The sequence below is a fragment of the Bifidobacterium sp. ESL0825 genome, assembly GCF_052606465.1.
The window spans coordinates 349323-365880 of record NZ_CP199589.1 but is presented as its reverse complement, the minus strand read 5'-3'; the positions used below and the strand labels follow the sequence as shown (position 1 = coordinate 365880).

Annotated in this window: 16 protein-coding genes, 1 tRNA gene and 1 pseudogene; 8 read left to right on the top strand and 10 right to left on the bottom strand. The window is 58.6% G+C overall.

Annotated elements, in window-relative coordinates:
* Nucleotides 1-338: 338 nt before the first annotated feature.
* Genes ACUIAG_RS01440 through ACUIAG_RS01425 form a run of 4 tightly spaced genes read left to right on the top strand, consistent with a single transcriptional unit; the run spans nucleotide 339 to nucleotide 4343 of the window.
* Entirely contained in the window at nucleotides 339-773 is a 435-nt protein-coding gene (locus ACUIAG_RS01440) for a class III lanthionine synthetase LanKC N-terminal domain-containing protein (protein WP_445339926.1), read from the top strand.
* Between the two features lie 11 nt (nucleotides 774-784).
* Nucleotides 785-1483, top strand: coding sequence for an ABC transporter ATP-binding protein (locus tag ACUIAG_RS01435; RefSeq protein WP_045924347.1), 699 nt, complete (start codon nucleotides 785-787; stop codon nucleotides 1481-1483).
* Between the two features lie 47 nt (nucleotides 1484-1530).
* Complete coding sequence (locus tag ACUIAG_RS01430) at nucleotides 1531-2976, top strand: FtsX-like permease family protein (RefSeq protein WP_045924218.1); 1446 nt, start codon at nucleotides 1531-1533, stop codon at nucleotides 2974-2976.
* Between the two features lie 17 nt (nucleotides 2977-2993).
* Nucleotides 2994-4343: an ABC transporter ATP-binding protein gene (locus ACUIAG_RS01425; protein WP_181415147.1), complete on the top strand. Its 1350-nt coding sequence runs from the start codon at nucleotides 2994-2996 to the stop codon at nucleotides 4341-4343.
* On the opposite strand, the gene ACUIAG_RS01420 is transcribed toward ACUIAG_RS01425, so the two are convergent.
* Complete coding sequence (locus tag ACUIAG_RS01420; RefSeq protein ID WP_445339925.1) at nucleotides 4318-5445, bottom strand: IS1249 family transposase; 1128 nt, start codon at nucleotides 5443-5445, stop codon at nucleotides 4318-4320. The genes ACUIAG_RS01425 and ACUIAG_RS01420 overlap by 26 nt on opposite strands.
* Nucleotides 5415-5483: pseudogene (locus tag ACUIAG_RS01415) on the bottom strand (hypothetical protein); the annotation flags it as partial. The pseudogene ACUIAG_RS01415 and the gene ACUIAG_RS01420, both read right to left, overlap by 31 nt.
* A 456-nt stretch (nucleotides 5484-5939) precedes the next feature.
* Here ACUIAG_RS01415 and ACUIAG_RS01410 point away from each other — a divergent pair.
* The 4 genes from ACUIAG_RS01410 to ACUIAG_RS01395 all read left to right on the top strand — a co-directional run bounded on the left by ACUIAG_RS01410 (nucleotide 5940) and on the right by ACUIAG_RS01395 (nucleotide 9514).
* Complete coding sequence (locus ACUIAG_RS01410; RefSeq protein ID WP_445339924.1) at nucleotides 5940-6935, top strand: ADP-ribosylglycohydrolase family protein; 996 nt, start codon at nucleotides 5940-5942, stop codon at nucleotides 6933-6935.
* 153 nt (nucleotides 6936-7088) lie between these two features.
* Nucleotides 7089-7523, top strand: a complete 435-nt coding sequence (locus ACUIAG_RS01405) for a cytosine permease (protein ID WP_445339923.1) — start codon at nucleotides 7089-7091, stop codon at nucleotides 7521-7523.
* On the top strand, nucleotides 7423-8556 hold the full coding sequence (locus tag ACUIAG_RS01400) for a purine-cytosine permease family protein (protein WP_445339922.1): 1134 nt from the start codon (nucleotides 7423-7425) through the stop codon (nucleotides 8554-8556). The genes ACUIAG_RS01405 and ACUIAG_RS01400 overlap by 101 nt, the downstream gene beginning before the upstream one ends.
* Nucleotides 8549-9514: a PfkB family carbohydrate kinase gene (locus tag ACUIAG_RS01395; protein WP_045924215.1), complete on the top strand. Its 966-nt coding sequence runs from the start codon at nucleotides 8549-8551 to the stop codon at nucleotides 9512-9514. Before ACUIAG_RS01400 ends, ACUIAG_RS01395 begins: the two co-directional genes overlap by 8 nt.
* Nucleotides 9515-9606: 92 nt before the next feature.
* On the opposite strand, the gene ACUIAG_RS01390 is transcribed toward ACUIAG_RS01395, so the two are convergent.
* The 8 genes from ACUIAG_RS01390 to ACUIAG_RS01355 all read right to left on the bottom strand — a co-directional run bounded on the left by ACUIAG_RS01390 (nucleotide 9607) and on the right by ACUIAG_RS01355 (nucleotide 16498).
* The gene (locus ACUIAG_RS01390; RefSeq protein ID WP_445339921.1) at nucleotides 9607-10692 is read right to left on the bottom strand and encodes a glycerol dehydrogenase; all 1086 of its coding nucleotides are present in this window, start codon (nucleotides 10690-10692) and stop codon (nucleotides 9607-9609) included.
* Between the two features lie 128 nt (nucleotides 10693-10820).
* Nucleotides 10821-11747: a hypothetical protein gene (locus ACUIAG_RS01385; protein WP_445339920.1), complete on the bottom strand. Its 927-nt coding sequence runs from the start codon at nucleotides 11745-11747 to the stop codon at nucleotides 10821-10823.
* Nucleotides 11748-11821: 74 nt separating this feature from the next.
* Nucleotides 11822-12562 carry a histidine phosphatase family protein gene (locus tag ACUIAG_RS01380; protein ID WP_445339919.1) on the bottom strand — a complete coding sequence of 247 codons (741 nt, stop codon included), beginning with the start codon at nucleotides 12560-12562 and terminating at the stop codon, nucleotides 11822-11824.
* Complete coding sequence (gene rsfS, locus ACUIAG_RS01375; RefSeq protein WP_313842243.1) at nucleotides 12555-13031, bottom strand: ribosome silencing factor; 477 nt, start codon at nucleotides 13029-13031, stop codon at nucleotides 12555-12557. Before rsfS ends, ACUIAG_RS01380 begins: the two co-directional genes overlap by 8 nt.
* 41 nt (nucleotides 13032-13072) lie before the next feature.
* Nucleotides 13073-14449 carry a bifunctional UDP-N-acetylglucosamine diphosphorylase/glucosamine-1-phosphate N-acetyltransferase GlmU gene (gene glmU / locus ACUIAG_RS01370; protein ID WP_445340348.1) on the bottom strand — a complete coding sequence of 459 codons (1377 nt, stop codon included), beginning with the start codon at nucleotides 14447-14449 and terminating at the stop codon, nucleotides 13073-13075.
* A gap of 14 nt (nucleotides 14450-14463) precedes the next feature.
* Nucleotides 14464-15261 (bottom strand): HAD-IIA family hydrolase, encoded by a 798-nt coding sequence (locus tag ACUIAG_RS01365; protein WP_015021717.1) that lies wholly within the window; start codon nucleotides 15259-15261, stop codon nucleotides 14464-14466.
* Nucleotides 15262-15328: 67 nt separating this feature from the next.
* Nucleotides 15329-15399: transfer RNA gene (locus tag ACUIAG_RS01360), tRNA-Gln, on the bottom strand.
* Nucleotides 15400-15481: 82 nt separating this feature from the next.
* Entirely contained in the window at nucleotides 15482-16498 is a 1017-nt protein-coding gene (locus ACUIAG_RS01355) for a ribose-phosphate diphosphokinase (RefSeq protein ID WP_045924211.1), read from the bottom strand.
* Nucleotides 16499-16558: the final 60 nt, after the last annotated feature.

The window sequence follows — 16558 nt, the reverse complement described above, 5'->3', positions numbered from 1 at the left end:
TTGAAGGTCCATCTCTACTCAAAGGAAAGTTGCCATCTTAAAAGGCGACGTATGGGTACTTAGCTATCAAAGGCAATGAGCAAGTTATTAATATTCAAGAAGCGAGTTAAAACAGAAGTTGACACTGAACCGGGTTCTGATAATATTACTACAAAGCATAGTCCGCAACGATGGGAGACGCAATGATTGGGGAAGCTGTATACATGCGGGCGACGCACCCAGGATCTCCTTTCTTTGTCGATAGCCGTAGTCTCATGGCACATGCCGAAGAGTCATGGGATCCTGAACCTGACTGTCCGATAGGATGGGCTTCAAATAAATCCGAAGTATAGACATATATGCAGCCGACTGCTTGCATAATGAGGACCCACGGATGGAAAATTCATGTGACGGCTTCCCTTGACAATGCACAATCAGTTTTAGAAAAAGTTTCTAAAATCTGTATTTCAGAGCATGTTATGTTCAAATATCTCAGGGATAAACAACAGTACCGATCCTCCAATACCAAATATGCAGGACGCAGCTCTAGTGGAAAATTCATAACCATATATCCCTTTTCTGATGAGCATCTTGAAAGATTAACCCTCAAACTAGAGGAAGCAATAGGCGGTGAACCAGGACCTTATATCCTCAGTGATTTAAGGTACAATAACGGACCTATCTTTTTCAGATATGGGGCGTTTGTTTCAATAGAAATGTCCGATTCAGTACTCGTTGTCGTGGGGCTTTATAATCGCATGAGGTCTGGCGATACTCTGATCTCAGTACCATGAAGGTTAATATTATGCGTGATGGTGTGGTAGTAGCTGAACAGCTAAGTAAGAATTTCGTCTCGGGTGACGGGACTCCCACTGTGGTATTCAATGATCTTTCTTTTGTTGCTGCTGGTGGTGCCATGACCGCAATTACAGGGCCCTCTGGATGTGGTAAGAGCACCTTGCTATATTGCCTTTCTGGTCTTGAACAGCCATCTCAAGGAAATGTGTGGGTGCTGGGTGAGGAACTAACTAAGAAGAACCAGCGTAACTTGGCTTTGTTTCGCAGATCGCATATCGGGTTTGTGTTTCAGTCCTACAATCTTGTCCCGTCCATGACCGTTCGTGACAATATCCTGCTCCCCTTGACTCTCAGCCATCGCAAGGTCGATCAAGGAAGCATCGATGCCCTCATGGATAAGTTCCACTTGAGCGGGCACGACAATGACGCAGCTAGTTCGCTCTCAGGTGGTGAGCAGCAGCGGGTATCCTTGATTCGCACCTTGGTCGCGGATCCCGATGTTGTGTTCGCCGATGAGCCGACAGGTGCTCTTGACCAGAAGTCCGGACAGTTGGTTTTCTCGCAGTTGCGGGACTTCTCCCATCGACCCGGTAAATGCGTGGTCGTGGTCACACACGATCTCCGCCTGGCCCGGCAATGCGACGTCGTATACACCATGAGTGATGGCGGATTTGTCGCATCAGGGAATGTGGAAGAGCAAGCGTAGTTATTGCCCTGATTCTGTATGGCGATGCGGCGTGAAAGGTGTAAGTCATGAAGTGGGCGTTGAATGATCTGAAAGCCAATAGAGGAATCTGGGCCGGTGTGTTTCTTGTGCTTGTGGTCACGCAGACGATTCTGTGCGCCATGAGTGTATGCAAGGGAATCAATGATCTCAAACATGATTCCCCGGGGGAAGTGGGTGTGGTATCTCACCATCTCAGCACTAACGTGGACTCGGTCTACCAGATAGCAATGGTCCTGGGTTGCCTGGTCATTATGGTGACGATTCAGGCTTCCATAAGGCAGCGGCGGAAGGGACTTGCATTGTTGTCCCTGCTTGGTGCCACACCTAGGCAGGTGCTGACCCTCACCATGGTGCAGGTGTTCGTGCTGACTCTGATCTCCTCCATCGTTGGTATGGCGCTGGCGCCAATTCTTGCCCCACGGATTCTAAAGTTCCAGTTGGAGGCCGTGCTGTTACCGCCGCTTATCACTTTTACTTGGCAGGGTTTCTTAGACTTTGCTTTGAGGGGGCTTGCAGTCGGTTTCATTGTGGCTTTGTTGGGTGCTCTCTTTACTCTGCGTGCTTTGAGGAAAGTGCTTCCGGTTGAGCTGCTGAGAGGTTCAGGAACTGAGGAAGTCCACGTCACGAGAGCTGGGCGCGGTCTGAGGAGATTCCTTATTATCGGTGGTTTCATCGCCCTGCTGGCACCGGCTGTCGCTGCCGTCATCCTGGTGTTGAACGACCCCAAAACTCTGAGTAAGACCCAATTGGGCATCATCATGCAACCCATGTCATTAGGCCCGATCATCGCGATACTGCTGTTTCTGGTCGCTCTGGCCTATTCTGGAGGACCCATCATCCAATGGGCCACCAAAACATGGACGAATCTGGTTCCTGTGCAATCCGATGTCTGGAAGATCGCACGGGCACAAGCCATTGTGAGAAGTCGCGGGAAGGCATTCGGCTCCACCATCATCTCACTGACTGCTTGCCTGTTCCTGCTCGGTGGATTGTTAATCACAGGTCAAACCAGTACTGCTGCCATAAGTGGCTTTCCCCAGTTGAAAGACATGGGATCAGCCACACCGATAGAGCTTATGTCCAGCCTGTGGTCGGCCTTGCTCATTGCTGTAATCGGTGCGGTCGCCAGTTTCGCCATCTCTGCCAAGGAACGCAACCTTGATCTGGCCCTTATCTCCATCGCGGGCGCTGTGCCCGGACAGCTACTTGCCATATCGGCCTTGGATGGTTTCATCCTCGTGACCACCGGTATCCTTATCTCTGCGGGGGCCACCTTGCTCGTCGGAGTTTTCACCGCTGTGACATTCCTCCCTCTTTCCAAGAATCTCTTTGTAGTGGTCTTCCCCTGGAAGTTCTTCATTATCCTTGCTGTGCCCATTATCGCCGCGGGAACACTTTCCACATTTTTCTCTGCACGTTCTAGTTTGAAGCGATCGGCAATTGAAACCGTCCAAACAGCCATAGGCGAATAGCGGAAATCATGTCAACTATGCAAACTCAGCAACGTCAAAAAACCACAATTTTTAATGTATTCAGACTATTGAAACCGCACACAGCTATCACTGTTGTTGTGATGTCTGTGGGCATAGTGTCTTCAGGTCTGGCGTTACTACAACCTCTGTGTGTCAATTATCTTCTACACGCCATAGAACAGAGTCAGAAGTTGGTGAGACCAATTGCAGTCTTGGCGCTTTTGTTTGTAGCAGGCATCGTCCTGGATGGTTTGGGATCCAATATGGCAAACCGCCTTGCGGCGAAAATAGTTTTCGATAAACGTAGCAATCTCATTACCTGTATCCTCGGCCTGCCGGTACAAGAGTATGATAAGAGGGAGTCGGGTGACTATGTCTCAACTGTCATCTCAGATACTAATGAGTTACGCTCAGCCCTGTCATCAGACTTCTTTAAAGTGGCCGCGAATCTGTTAACAGCTTGCGGATCAGCTGTCGCTATGCTGTTCATTGATACCAGACTCTTTGCCGTGGCACTTATAACTTCGTGCACATCCATTCTGTTGATGATTGCTGCTTCTTCTCGTCTGCAGGCCTATACCGAACTGGTACAAGCTAAGACAGCAAGACTGTCTAATGCCATACTGCGATCATTAGCTGGAATTCGCACAATTAAGGCCTTTATGGCAACAGTGCCTGAAACGAAAAGAGTAGTCGGTACCGCAGAAGAAGTGTATCGGGCAACAGTAAAAGTGGCCAACAAGGAAACAATCATTCGGTCCATTGTGAACTGCGCCATACAGCTGACCTTACTAATCGTTTTTTCCTTTGGCGGCGCGGAAATAGCGAAAGGGGATCTTGATATTTCTAATTTCATCTCCTTTTCAATGTATTTGACTATGGTTGTTTCTTCGCTAAGCTCCTTTTCCTCATCTATAACCACGGCTTTCAAAGCTTTAGGACCACTCAGGAGAATAGAAGACATTGAATCTTTGCGCGATAAAAGCGAAACCGTAAGTTCGAGCAATATGCTTTCCCCAGATGGGCATTCCTCGTTTGATACAGCCAACATTACGCTGGAGTTCAAAGATGTATGCTTTTCTTACAATACAGCGGACAAAGATGATGAACGAAATACCACTCTGCAGAACATTAGTTTTAGCGCAGTCCCACACCAAAGAACCGTCATCGTGGGCTCGTCGGGTTCAGGTAAAACTACGCTGCTTTCCCTATTGGAGGCTTTTTATAGGCCGGATTCGGGGCATATCCTATACAACAATGTTGACTCAACTGATTTAAATGGGCCTATAGGAACTAAACGCGTTGTTTTAGGTTCTGTGTGTGGGTTTGGTTGTGTGTTGGTCAGAGTTTGGTGTTGGGGTATCTGACTGGTGTGTGGAACTCGTTCCAGTTGATGGCGGTGCCGTAGTGTTCGGGCTCGTCCTGTTCCTGTCTGGTTTCCCGTTTGGGTGCTGGTTGTGGCTGGTGGTGTTCGTCCCTGATCAGGCTGGCGGGGTCGGGGTTGTCGGTTTTCATGTAGCAGTGCCATTCGCAGGCGCGTCTCATGTGGCTCTCGGGTAGGCCGTGGTGTTGCAGGAGGGTGCGTTTGATGGGTGAGTTGACTCCTCCTTCCGGCCGGTTGGTGGTGCGTTCCACTGGCCCGCCGGCGGTGAGTTCGGGTTCCAGGAAGGCGAAGAGCGGCCTGTCTTGGAAGAGGTGTTCGAGCCTGCGGTAGCAGCGGCGGAGTTCCTGGTGGGTGCACCACCAGGATTGGTGGCTGGCTTTGGGGTTGGCTGGGTCGTCCTTGGCCATGGTGCGTTCGTCGATGAGGGTTTTCCATCTTTCGTGCCAGGCGTTCAAGGCCTCACCCCAACGCACCGCTTCCTCGATGGCATGGGCCCGGGTGAGCTGGTCGGAGAGTCGCTTGAGTTCCTTGCCGGCCTGAAGTCGTGGTTTGAGTGTCAGGTCGGTTTTGGTGTTGCGTTGCACGTGCACCAGGCAGCGTCGGATGCGCGTGCCCGGCCAGCAGGCATGGCAGGCTTTCTGCACGCCGCGAAGGCCGTCGGCGATGAGCACGTCGGGCCCGGGGATGCGGGAGAACAGGGCCGTGCAGGCCGCCGTGTTCTCCTGATGGCACCACTGCCAGTCGATGACCTGGCCCGTCTGCCCGTCGATCGCTATCAGGAGGCACCAGCCGTGTGCCACATACGTGCCGTCGGCCATGAGCGTGTGATGGACCACCCCGTCCGGTGTGATTGCCGGCTTGATGTTCCAGCACCAGCCGACCCGTTTACGCCAGGCCCTGGCGCCCATGGCCCCCATCTGTTCCCGGCCCTGCCCGTCAGCAGCCAGTCCAGGAACTCCCTCAACTGCGCGGCGCGGGCCCGATTGGTCCTGCCTGCGCGCGGTGGACGTGATCGAGCAGGAGGACACATCCAGCGCTGCGTGCCTGATCTGTTGCGCCCATGCTTGCGCATCCGCCCATGGCATATGGGGCAATGCCTGGCCCTCTTCGATCTGGTTCTCATTCCCCAATCGAACAGGAACGGGCACCCCTGCAAGACCCCTATTAACAACCCGACCTATTAACAACCACCCAACACGCTTACAGCCACAAGGCCAAACCCCCAACATAAACAACGCGTTTAGTTCCTATAGCCCACCCATGCCGAAGCCAAGATTAGGACACCCCGACAAACTCCGTACGGCATCAAGGGATAATCTTCGCCAATCACTGTCGGCAATCTATAGAACCCACACCTCAATCAAATCTTTAACCTCGACTAACCAGCATTGTTTTTATCTCCCACCTAACAGGGCAGAGCTCGCTCAGACTCCCATTCTTCATTGTGAATCATGCCTGCCACAACCTTTGTGCCGACAAACCTCCAAGGGCCTTACAATTATTCTGATTAAGGATGTCGCAGTCTATCTGCAAACAGATTCATGGGCTCATCGCAACGACTCTGGAGGCTTGCACAACAATGACCAGAACTGAAAAGGGCGCACTGGGCGCACTTACTGGGCTGTCCTTGGGAGATGCGCTGGGCATGCCCACGCAGAGCATGAGTCCAGCAGCCATCCATGAGGCCTACGGCAGGGTTGACACCCTTCGTGATGCTATTGCGGATCAGCCGATCGCTCCAGGTATGCCTGCGGGATCTGTGACCGATGACACCGAGCAGGCACTGATTGTCGCAGAGCTGATCATCGAGGGCAGAGGACACATCGATCCCAAAGAGTTCGCTAAGCGCCTTCTGGCCTGGGAGGACGGCATGAAGTCACGCGGATCACTCGACCTGCTCGGGCCATCCACCAAGCTGGCCCTGGAACAGGTTCGCCATGGCGCGGACATCATGACAACAGGAAGGACCGGCACCACCAATGGGGCGGCCATGCGAGTCGCCCCGGTAGGGATAGCCAACAGGCCCGCAGACACCAGACGGCTGGCCAATCGCATCTACGAGTCCTGCCAGGTCACCCACGACACGGTCACAGGCTTTCAAAGCGCAGCGCTGATCGCTACGACAGTCAGTCTGGGACTTGAAGGAATGACCGTTCGCCAGGCACTGAGTGAGTCCTTGCGCCTGGTACCCGCCATGGAAACCGCCGGAGCCTGGACACCCAAGGCATCGGTTCCCGCTCGGGCCCGCCAGGCAATACAAGTGTCCGAAGAATTCAGCGATGAGGACGACTTCGAACGCCACCTCATCGAAGACTGCGGCACTTCGGTGGAGGCCAATGAGTCTGTGGCAGCCGCTTTTGCCCTGGCCTGGAGATTCGCCGACGATCCCCAATCGGCTCTATTCGTCGCAGTCAACCTGGGCGGCGATACGGACACCATCGCTGCCATGACCGGCGCCATGGCCGGCGCATGCACCGGCCCCGAGGTGTTCGACCCTGCACTCTGCTCCCAGGTGGCTTCGGTATCTCACCTTGACCTGCAGAAAACTGCCCGTGGCCTGATTACCCTAAGGTAAAGCGCAAAACGGATACGACAGAATCCTTCAGGAATACAAGAATATAAAATCCAGTCAACCCCGAGATCATGGGGTCCACCCAGACCACACCACAGGCCTGACCAGACAATCCATCGCTGCATCCAGTACATCGTGAGTCAAAGGAGACAATCCATGTCAACTGCACCAAAAGAGGGCACCATCCTCTCCAGAGTTGAGCAAAGGGGCATCGAACCCGTGCCCGAGGATCAGAGGAACGGGTCGCCCGGTCAGCTCTTCTGGGTCTGGTTCGCCGCCAACATCTCGATCCTGGGAATCCCTCTGGGAGCTACCCTGATTGCCCAGGGCCTCAACCTCTGGCAGGCCGTGCTCGCCACGACCATCGGAGCCTTCGGATCCTTCGCACTGGTCGGCATCATTTCCATAGCCGGCAAAAGAGGCGGCGCCCCCCACGCTGACCCTGTCCCGAGCCATTTTCGGCGTCAGAGGCAATGCGGGCCCCACACTGGTGGCTCTGCTATCCAGGCTGGGCTGGGAGACGGTGAACACGATGACTGGCGCTTTTGCCCTGCTCTCCCTGATCGCCATCATCTTCGGCACATCAGCTGATGCCAAGCGCTCCCCCTTCCTGACCTTCGTCTGTATTGCCGTCTTCGTAGCCTTGACCGTGGTGGTCTCGGCCGCAGGCCACGCCTTCATCCTCACTGTGCAGAAGTGGGCCACCTGGATATTCGGAGCCCTTACCCTCTTGGTAGCCATCTATCTGGCCACGACCGTCGACTGGTCCTCCTTCATCGGCAATGCCCCCGGGTCAGCCAGCGCCTTCCTTATCGGAGTCGGCACCATAGCCGCAGGGACGGGCATCGGCTGGGTCAATTCCGGCGCAGACATGGCCCGCTACCAAAAGACCTCGGTAAAATCCGGCTCTCTGATCCTGACTGCAGCAGCCGGCGCCGGCATCCCCCTGGTCGTGGTTATCGGACTGGGATCGGTCCTGACAGCAGGCAACTCCACCATTGCCTCCGCCGCTGATCCGGTCGCCGCGGTTCGAAGCGCCCTGCCCGCCTGGGTTTCGATCCCCTATCTGATTGCCGCCTTCGCTGGGTTGCTCATGTCAAACAACCTGTCCGTATATTCGGCCGGCCTGACCACCATCACCCTGGGCATCAGAATTCCCCGCGTATATGCGGTCGTCGTCGATGTGGTGGTGACCACCTGCGGAGCCCTGTACTTCACGCTGGGCTCCGACGGATTCTACGGCCCCTTCGTCACCTTCATCTCCCTCTTGGCAGTGCCGCTGAGCACCTGGGCAGGCATCTTCCTGTCAGATATGATCTTCCGCAAGCGCTACGATTCGGACGGCCTGCTGAATCTTCAAGCCGATTCCCCATACTGGTACTGGCACGGCATCAACCTCCCGGCCATCGTCAGCTGGCTGGTGGGGATAGTCGTCGGCTTCCTGTTCGTGACGGCCCAGGTCTCCAAGAACGAGGTCTGGTTCTCAGGACCGCTGGCCGGCAGCTTCCTGGGCAGGAACGGCCTGGCATGGCTGGTATCCCTCCTGCTGGGAGGAATCCTCTATGCCATTTTGCACCTCCTCTCCAAGGACTCCGTGGCGATGAGGAGCAGCGGTAATGACTGAACCCAGCATCCTTCATCTCGGTCAGGTGGTGATTGACCTGAGCATGAACATCGACCACCTCCCGGAACGCGGAGGGGACATTTTCGCCAGGCGAACCGCCATAAAGGTCGGCGGCGGATACAACGTGATCCAGGCAGCCAGGCGGATGGGGGCACCCATAGCCTACATGGGGGCGATCGGCACAGGTCCGATGGCGGACATGGCCCGTGGAGCCCTTGCTGCCCTGCAGGTTCCCGCACAAGGGCCTGTGCTGGATAACTGTGACACCGGATACTCGGTAGCCATGATCGAACCCTCGGGTGAACGCACCTTTGTATCGGCGAGGGGCGCAGAGACCCGGGTACCGGAGGGCACCTACGAAAGCATGAATCTGGTTCCCGGTGATGTCATCTACCTGAGTGGGTATTCCTTCTGCCACAAGGACAACACCCGAAGCCTGCTCGGTTTTGCCGAGAAACACCAGGGCGAAGGATTTTCGGTGCTCTTCGACCTGGGACCCATGGTGGCCGATATTGCATTGGATGTACTTGATGCGGTCAACGGTCTGCATCCTATCTGGTCCCTCAACGAACGCGAGGGACCAATCCTGGCGAAACGTCTGGGGTGCCAACCCGAAACTGGCGACGTTACTGAGTTGGAATCCCTCTGCCGCTCGCTTTCGTTGAGACTGGACAGTCCGGTGGTTCTCAGAGCCGGCGCCCGCGGTGCCTGGTACTGCCAGCCCAAGGATGCAATGCAGAGCCAGTACATTCCCACCCCGCAGGTCCATGCCATAGACACCAACGGTGCAGGCGATGCACACTCGGGTGTCCTCTGCGCGGGCATCTTCCAAGGTCTGCCCATTGAGGAGGCCCTGGTGCTGGCCAACTGTGCAGGAGCACTTTCCACTACCCAGCGGGGTCCAGCCACATGCCCAAGTGAAGAAGCCATACGAAAGGCCGCCAGCTCCCTGCAATGATGACCGGAGCAAAACCGGAGGAAACAAAGGCGGCCGCCGACTTCATGCCGACGGCCGCTTGGCCTCTCAACGAGGGACCAGAGAATGGCGTATCAGAGCTGCTTGCCCAGCTGATCGGCTGCGCGCAGGGCGTGAGCCACATCGGTCGGGGTCACCTCGAATGGCATGTTGCCCATGGTCTCGTCAGGGCCGCAGGCGTGCTCGCCGACCTTGAGCAGATCCTCCTCGCTGGCCTGGCCGATGCCGATCTGCTCCAGGGAGGTGGGCAGACCCACGCTGCGGAAGAAGTCGTAGACCCGGCGGGTCTCCTCCAGGGGCCGATCCTCAAGGACCAGCTGGGCCAGGGTGCCGAAGGCCACTTTCTCGCCGTGCAGCATGGAGTGGGTGCCCTCCAGGGCGGTCATCCCGTCATGGATGGCGTGGGCTGCAGCCAGTCCGGAGCTCTCGAAGCCCAGGCCGCTCAGCAGGGTGTTGGCCTCGATGATCTTCTCCAGGGCGGCTGTGCGCACACCGGCCTTGGCGGCGGCCACGGCCTTGACCCCGTCCTCCAGCAGCGTGTCACGGCAGAGACGGGCCAGGGCGAAGGCAGCCATGGTGGCGTGGCCTCCGGTCATGGTCACCGCGTTCGACTGCACGCAGGCGGCTGCCTCATAGTAGGTGGCGAAGGCATCGCCCAGTCCTGATACCAGGAAGCGCACCGGTGCCTTGGCGATCACGTCGGTATCCATCAGGACCACATTGGGGTTGGCAGGCAGGGGCAGGTAACGGTCAAAGACGCCCTCGGGCGTGTAGAGCACGGACAGCCTTGAGCAGGGCGCATCCGAGGAGGCTGCCGTGGGCACAATCATGACCGGCAGGTGGGCGAAGTGGGCCACAGCCTTGGCGGTATCCAAGGTCTTGCCGCCGCCGATGCCGATCACCGCGTCGCTGTCGCCCAAATGGGCACGATGGCGGTCGATTTCCTCCATGGAGCACTCGCCGCCGAATTTCATCAGTTCGTAGGGGATCCCATCGTGCTCAAAGGAGGCGACAATGTCGTTGTGGTAGAGCCCGTCGATGACCGGGTCGACGATCAGATGGGCGCCCTTGGTGCCCAGAGCCGCGTATTCTCCAGCCAGCTTTCCCATGGCGCCCTCCTGCTGAACATAGGAGCCGGGAGAGCACAGAACCTTGCGCATACATACACCTTTCTCATCGCTGATCCCGCCTTCGGGACCAGGTCCTTAGTGACGAGCCTCTTGGCCCGTCTGAAAGTGACCCTAGTCACATTACATGGTGGGATGGGTGTGCCGCGCCGTGCAACCGGTCAGTTATGAGGCAAGGAATTGGTCGTGCTCGTCGGCGACGACTGGGGTGTGGAAGCCGTACTTGAGGGGCTGGGCGTGGAGCCTGTCGCATCGGCAGACGGCGAAGGCGAGCTCGTGGGGTTCCCTCCCTGCTGTTGACCTTGCCCGGATCCCTGTTCGTTGCCTTGGTGCTGATTCGTTCCCGAAGGCTGATTCTGGGGGGCACCCGGGGTCGCCTGGTCTTCAGGCTGCTCAGTACGCTGTGCAGGCTTGGAGGGGGTCTCTTCCTCATGGCTGGGGGTTACCTGGCTGGTCGAAGGGCTGACCACGTTGCGGACCACCTTGTCGGTGCCTTCGCCTTTGGTCAGGGCATTGATGGCCAGGGCGGACAGCAGCACGGCCACCAGAGCGCTGACCACGGAGACGATGATGACGTTGCGGCGGCGCTGATCCAGTTTCTTTTTGCTCGTTGCCGCGATGGGGGCCGCGTGGGCCCGAGGACCATTGTTGGACGAAATGGTTCTGCCGGTCTTGGCTGCCGTCTTCTCGCCACCGACAGGAGGCATGACCTGGGTGGATCCATCAACCGGCGCCATGACCTGGGTGGACCCGTCGGCAGCACCGCTGGAATCGTCCCAAGCGCCTTTCCCCTGTGCCGGCAAGACCCTGGTCTGCCCATCAGCGGCTGAATCGCCTTCCGTATCCGTCTTGGAATCGTCATCATCCTGGTCGGCACCGCCAACCACGGACTCCTGCAGCTTCTGACCAGAGGCTTCCAAGACATTCTTGTAGATCTGCGAGGCCACAGCAGAGACGATGGAACCGATGGCTACGCCGATGATGGATCCCGCCACGCCGATCTTGGCGGCCAGCCAGAAGGAGGTCATGGCTGCAAGAGCGCCGGCGACGATCTGCGCCCAGGAAATGTCATGAAAGAACTGCTTCACTCCGACCCCTTTTGATCCAACGGCTGGTTGCTGCGCTCTTATGGTAGCTGGTCGTCATGGCGATCCTGTGATGGTCAGTCGGTCTGAACCAGCCCTCGGGGGTTGTCCCAGTCCCCCCGCATGGCGATGGCAGGACCGCGATTGTAGTCGATCATGGACCAGCGCAGACCGCCGTCTGGCAGGTCTCGTGGCATCAATCGCGCCCAGTGGGCATTGCGCATGGTGACCAGACCCAGGTATTCGGGATATTCACTGGCCATGCCCAGCAGAGCCTGGAGGGCCTGGGCTATGAAGGACCCATGGGAGAAGACCATGAGATCCGTATCCGAACCAGCCCGGTGGATCCAACGGTTCAGGGTTTCCAAGCCTCGTTTGCCTACCTGGGCCTTGGTCTCGGCACCGTGCAGCAGCTCTCCCCCGGTGCCTCGGGACCAGGATTCGTAGTCCTCGGGCCAGCGTTGGCGAACCTCCTCGGCGCTGGCTCCCTCCCACTCGCCAAAGCTGCGTTCGCGCAGACCTGGATCAAGATGGACCGTCTGGCCCAGGGGGTCGGCAAAGGCATGGGCGGTGGCGGCAGCCCTGCCCAGGTCAGAGGAGACCACCAGCAGGTGACGGTCTTGAGGAGCGCCATCCACGTACTCAGCCCGGAGCTCCTCGGCAGCCCTCTCCACCTGCCAGCGGCCCACGCTGTTGAGGGGAATATCGATCTGGCCCTGCATCCGGTGCTTCGCATTATATGAGGTCTGCCCATGACGAACCACGGTCATGGAGCGCACATGCCGTCCGTCCTCGACGGTGGCAACCGAGTCAGTCATGGCTTTCCTGAGGGTCGGCGAAACGGCTGCGCAGATCATCCCCATTCAAATCATCAGCCTTGGAGGCCAGTCGGCTGTCCTGGTCGTCATCGGCAAGGGTGAAGGGGTGCTCCAGCTGCAGGTCCACCTGAGGGCAGTCCTTCCACAGCCGTTCCAGGTCATAGTAGGCCCGGGCCTGCTTGTGCATGATGTGGATGACAAAATCACCGTAGTCCAGCAGAACCCACTGGGCCTCCTGGACGCCCTCCCGCGAGCGGGGATCCAGATTCTTCTGCAGATGGAGCTGCTTCTCCACCTCCTCGGCGATGGCCAGGACCTGACGTTCGTTGCTGCCGGTGGCCACCATGAAGATGTCGGTGATGGCTATGGGCCGGGAGACGTCGAAGGCCACGATGTCCATGGCCTTGACATCGTTGGCAGCCCGAGCGGCCACCCGGACCGCGTCGATGGATTCCTGCAATGCTGGCACTTGTCACGCCTTTCCTTGTTGTGAAGCCGATGCTCCCAAGATTACCGCTCCCAGGCAGGCTTCCAGTCCGGAACCTGATGCTGGTCATTGGTGGAGTAGACCATGGCTCCGTCCTCGACCGGATGACGGATGACCGATCCGGCGCCGGTCGTGACCCCGTCGCCCACCTGGACGGGGGCCACGAAGAGGTTTCCTGCGCCCACGTGCACCTCCGACCCGATCTCGGTGCGGTTCTTGTGCACGCCGTCGTAATTGGCCGTGATGGATCCGCCGCCCACGTTGCTGTCGTGGCCTATGTGGGCATCACCCACATAGGAAAGGTGGGGCACCTTGGTCCCGTGGTCGATGGTGGCCTTCTTCATCTCCACGAAGGCCCCGGCCTTGGTGTCCTCGGCAAGGACGTTGCCGGCCCTCAGATAGGTCCATGGGCCGATGTTGGCCCTGGCTCCGATCCGGGTCTCCTGCACGCGGGAACGCTCCACCCTGGCCTGCGGCTCGACGATGGCGTCGATCAGTGTGGTATAGGGGCCGATGACCGCGTCCGAGGCGATCTCGGTATGACCCTGCAGGAAGCATCCGGGCAGAATGACGGCATCCTGCTGGATGACCACGTCGTCCTCGATCCAGGTGGTGGACGGGTCCAGGATGGTCACCCCCTGGCGCATGAACTCTTGGCAGACCCGCAGGTTATGGGCCTTGGCCAGATCAGCCAACTGGATCCTGTCGTTGACACCCTCCACCTTGAGTGGATCAGGAGCGGCGAAAGCCCCGACCCGGCCCAGGCGACGGGCCGTCTCCAGGGCGTCGGTCAGATAGAACTCCCCCTGGGCATTGCTGTCGTCCAGACCACGAACCGCCTGTCGAAGCAGATCAGCCTCGAAGACGTAAACGGAGGTGTTGACCTCCTTGACGGCCAGCTCGGTGCCGGTGGCATCCCGTTGTTCGACGATGCGCAGGACCCGTCCATCCTGGTCACGAATGATGCGGCCGTATCCGGTGGGGTCGTCCAGATTGACCGTCAGCACGGTGGCCCCGTCACCGGAATTGACATGATAGTCAAGCAGGCTTTGCAGCGTATCCGCGTCCAGCAGGGGCATGTCCGAGGCCACGATCAGCACCTGGCCGTCGTGCTGGAGCTCGCCATCCAGCTGATCCACGGCGCACTGGACCGCACGCCCCGTGCCCGGTCGGCTGTCCTGACGCACGATGCGCACCTGGGGATCGTAAGAGCGTGCAGCCTGCGCCACCAGGTCGGCCTGATGATGAACCACCACGGCCGTCAGCTCGGGATTCAGGGCGGTCACCGATGTCATGACCCTTTGCAGGAAGGTCTTGCCGGCCAAGGTGTGCAGAACCTTGGGATGAGCCGAATGCATGCGAGTGCCCTCGCCTGCGGCCAGAATGATGCCAGCGGTCAGCGTCTTGCCGCCGCTCAAAACTCCACCACCCCGCTCTCGGCGATGTCGATCAGATCCTGAATGGAGTCCACCACCTGGTCAGGGCGGTAGGGGAAGGTTTCCACCTCGGAACGTGTGGTGATGCCTGTCAGCACCAGGAAGGTGTTCAGACCGGCCTCGACTCCGGCCACCACGTCGGTGTCCATCCGGTCGCCGATCATGGCCGTGGTCTCGGAGTGGCCGCCCACCCTGTTCAGGGCCGTGCGGAACATGATGGGGTTGGGCTTGCCCACGAAGTAGGGCTCCCGGTTGGTGGCCTTGGTCACCAGGGCCGCCACCGCGCCGGCTGCCGGCAGGACGCCGTTCTCGCTGGGGCCGGTGGCGTCCGGGTTGGTGCAGATGAAGCGGGCGCCTCCCAGGATCAGGCGGATGGCTGTGGTGATGGACTCAAAGGAGTATGTCCGGGTCTCGCCCAGGATTACATAGTCCGGGTTGATGTCGGAAAGAATGAATCCGGCCTCGTGCAGGGCCGTGGTCAGCCCGGCCTCGCCAATCACATAGGCCGATCCCCGCGGCATGGTCCGGGACACGAAGTCGGCGGTGGCCAGGGCCGAGGTCCAGATCCGATCCTCGGGCACGTCGATGCCCGAACGGCCAAGGCGGGCCGAAAGGTCACGAGGGGTGTAGATGGGATTGTTGGTCAGCACCAGATACTGGCGGTTGTTGCGCTTGAGGGTGTCGATGAATTCGGCAGCTCCGGGCAGGGCCGTGTTCTCGTGCACCAGCACGCCGTCCATGTCGGTGAGCCAGGTTTCGATCTTCTTGACTGCCAAGACAGTTCCTTTCGGTTGGTCACCGACCCCAACAAGGCCGTCTCCGACCGGAATCGGCGAGCGTAAGCTCCCCCACCTGGATTCGAACCAAGACTAAGGGTTCCAAAGACCCGTGTGCTGCCTTTACACCATGGGGGAAGGGCGGAACCCTTGAGGCCCCGCCAGGTTTATTATGCCACAGCCGGACGATTACGCCACGCCATGCCGGGCAGGCAGGGCTTTAGGCAAAGAGGAAGCCCTGGCCGTGATGAGCCGGATACGTGTCGAAGAGCCGGGCCACCGAGCCATCCTCAAAGACCGCCTTGATGGCCGAGGCCAGCAGAGGGGCGATGGACAGCACAGTCAATCCATCCCAACGCTTCTCCTGGGGAATGGGGACCGTATCGGTGACAATGACCTCCTTGGCCTGGCAGGACTTGAGCCGTTCCACGGCAGGCCCGGACATGACGCCATGAGTGGCCACGATGGTGATGGAGTTGGCGCCGGCCTCCTCCAGGACGTTGCAGGCCTCGGTGATGGTGCCGCCTGTGTCGATCAGGTCGTCCACCAGCACACAGTCCAGGCCACGCACGTCGCCCACCACCCGATGGGCCACAGCCTTGTTGGGCTGGGTGATGTCACGGGTCTTGTGGATGAAGGCCAGGGGAACGCCTCCCAGGCGCTGGGCCCACTGCTCGGCCACCCGGATGCGGCCGGCATCTGGAGAGACCACGGCCACCTTGGACAGGTCCATCCGGTCGCGCACATAGTCCACCAACACAGGCATGGCGATCAGATGGTCCACAGGCCCATCGAAGAAGCCCTGGGACTGGGCGGCGTGCAGGTCAACCGACATGATCCGGTCCGCGCCAGCCGTCTTGAGCAGGTCGAACATGAGCCGGCAGGAGATGGGCTCGCGCCCCAGGTGCTTCTTGTCCTGACGGGAGTAGCCCAGGAGCGGGCAGACCGCGGTGATGGATCGCGCCGAGGCCCTCTTGAGGGCGTCGATCATGATCAGCTGTTCCATGATGGACTTGTTGACCGGGTCTGAGTGGGTCTGCAGGACGAAGACATCCGCACCGCGCACCGACTCAGTATAACGCACATACATCTCGCCGTTGGCAAAGTCGTATGCCGTCGTCTCCAGGACGTCGATGCCGAGTTGATCGGCCACGTCCGCCGCGAGTCTGGGATGGGCCCGGCCTGTGACAAGTATGAGATTTTTTCCTGGTCTGCCTTTGAGTATCGCGCTCACCATATCTCCAAACGTTGTTTTCGCTGAAGCGGACAGCCTCCATAATAATGGCGCGCGCTGACA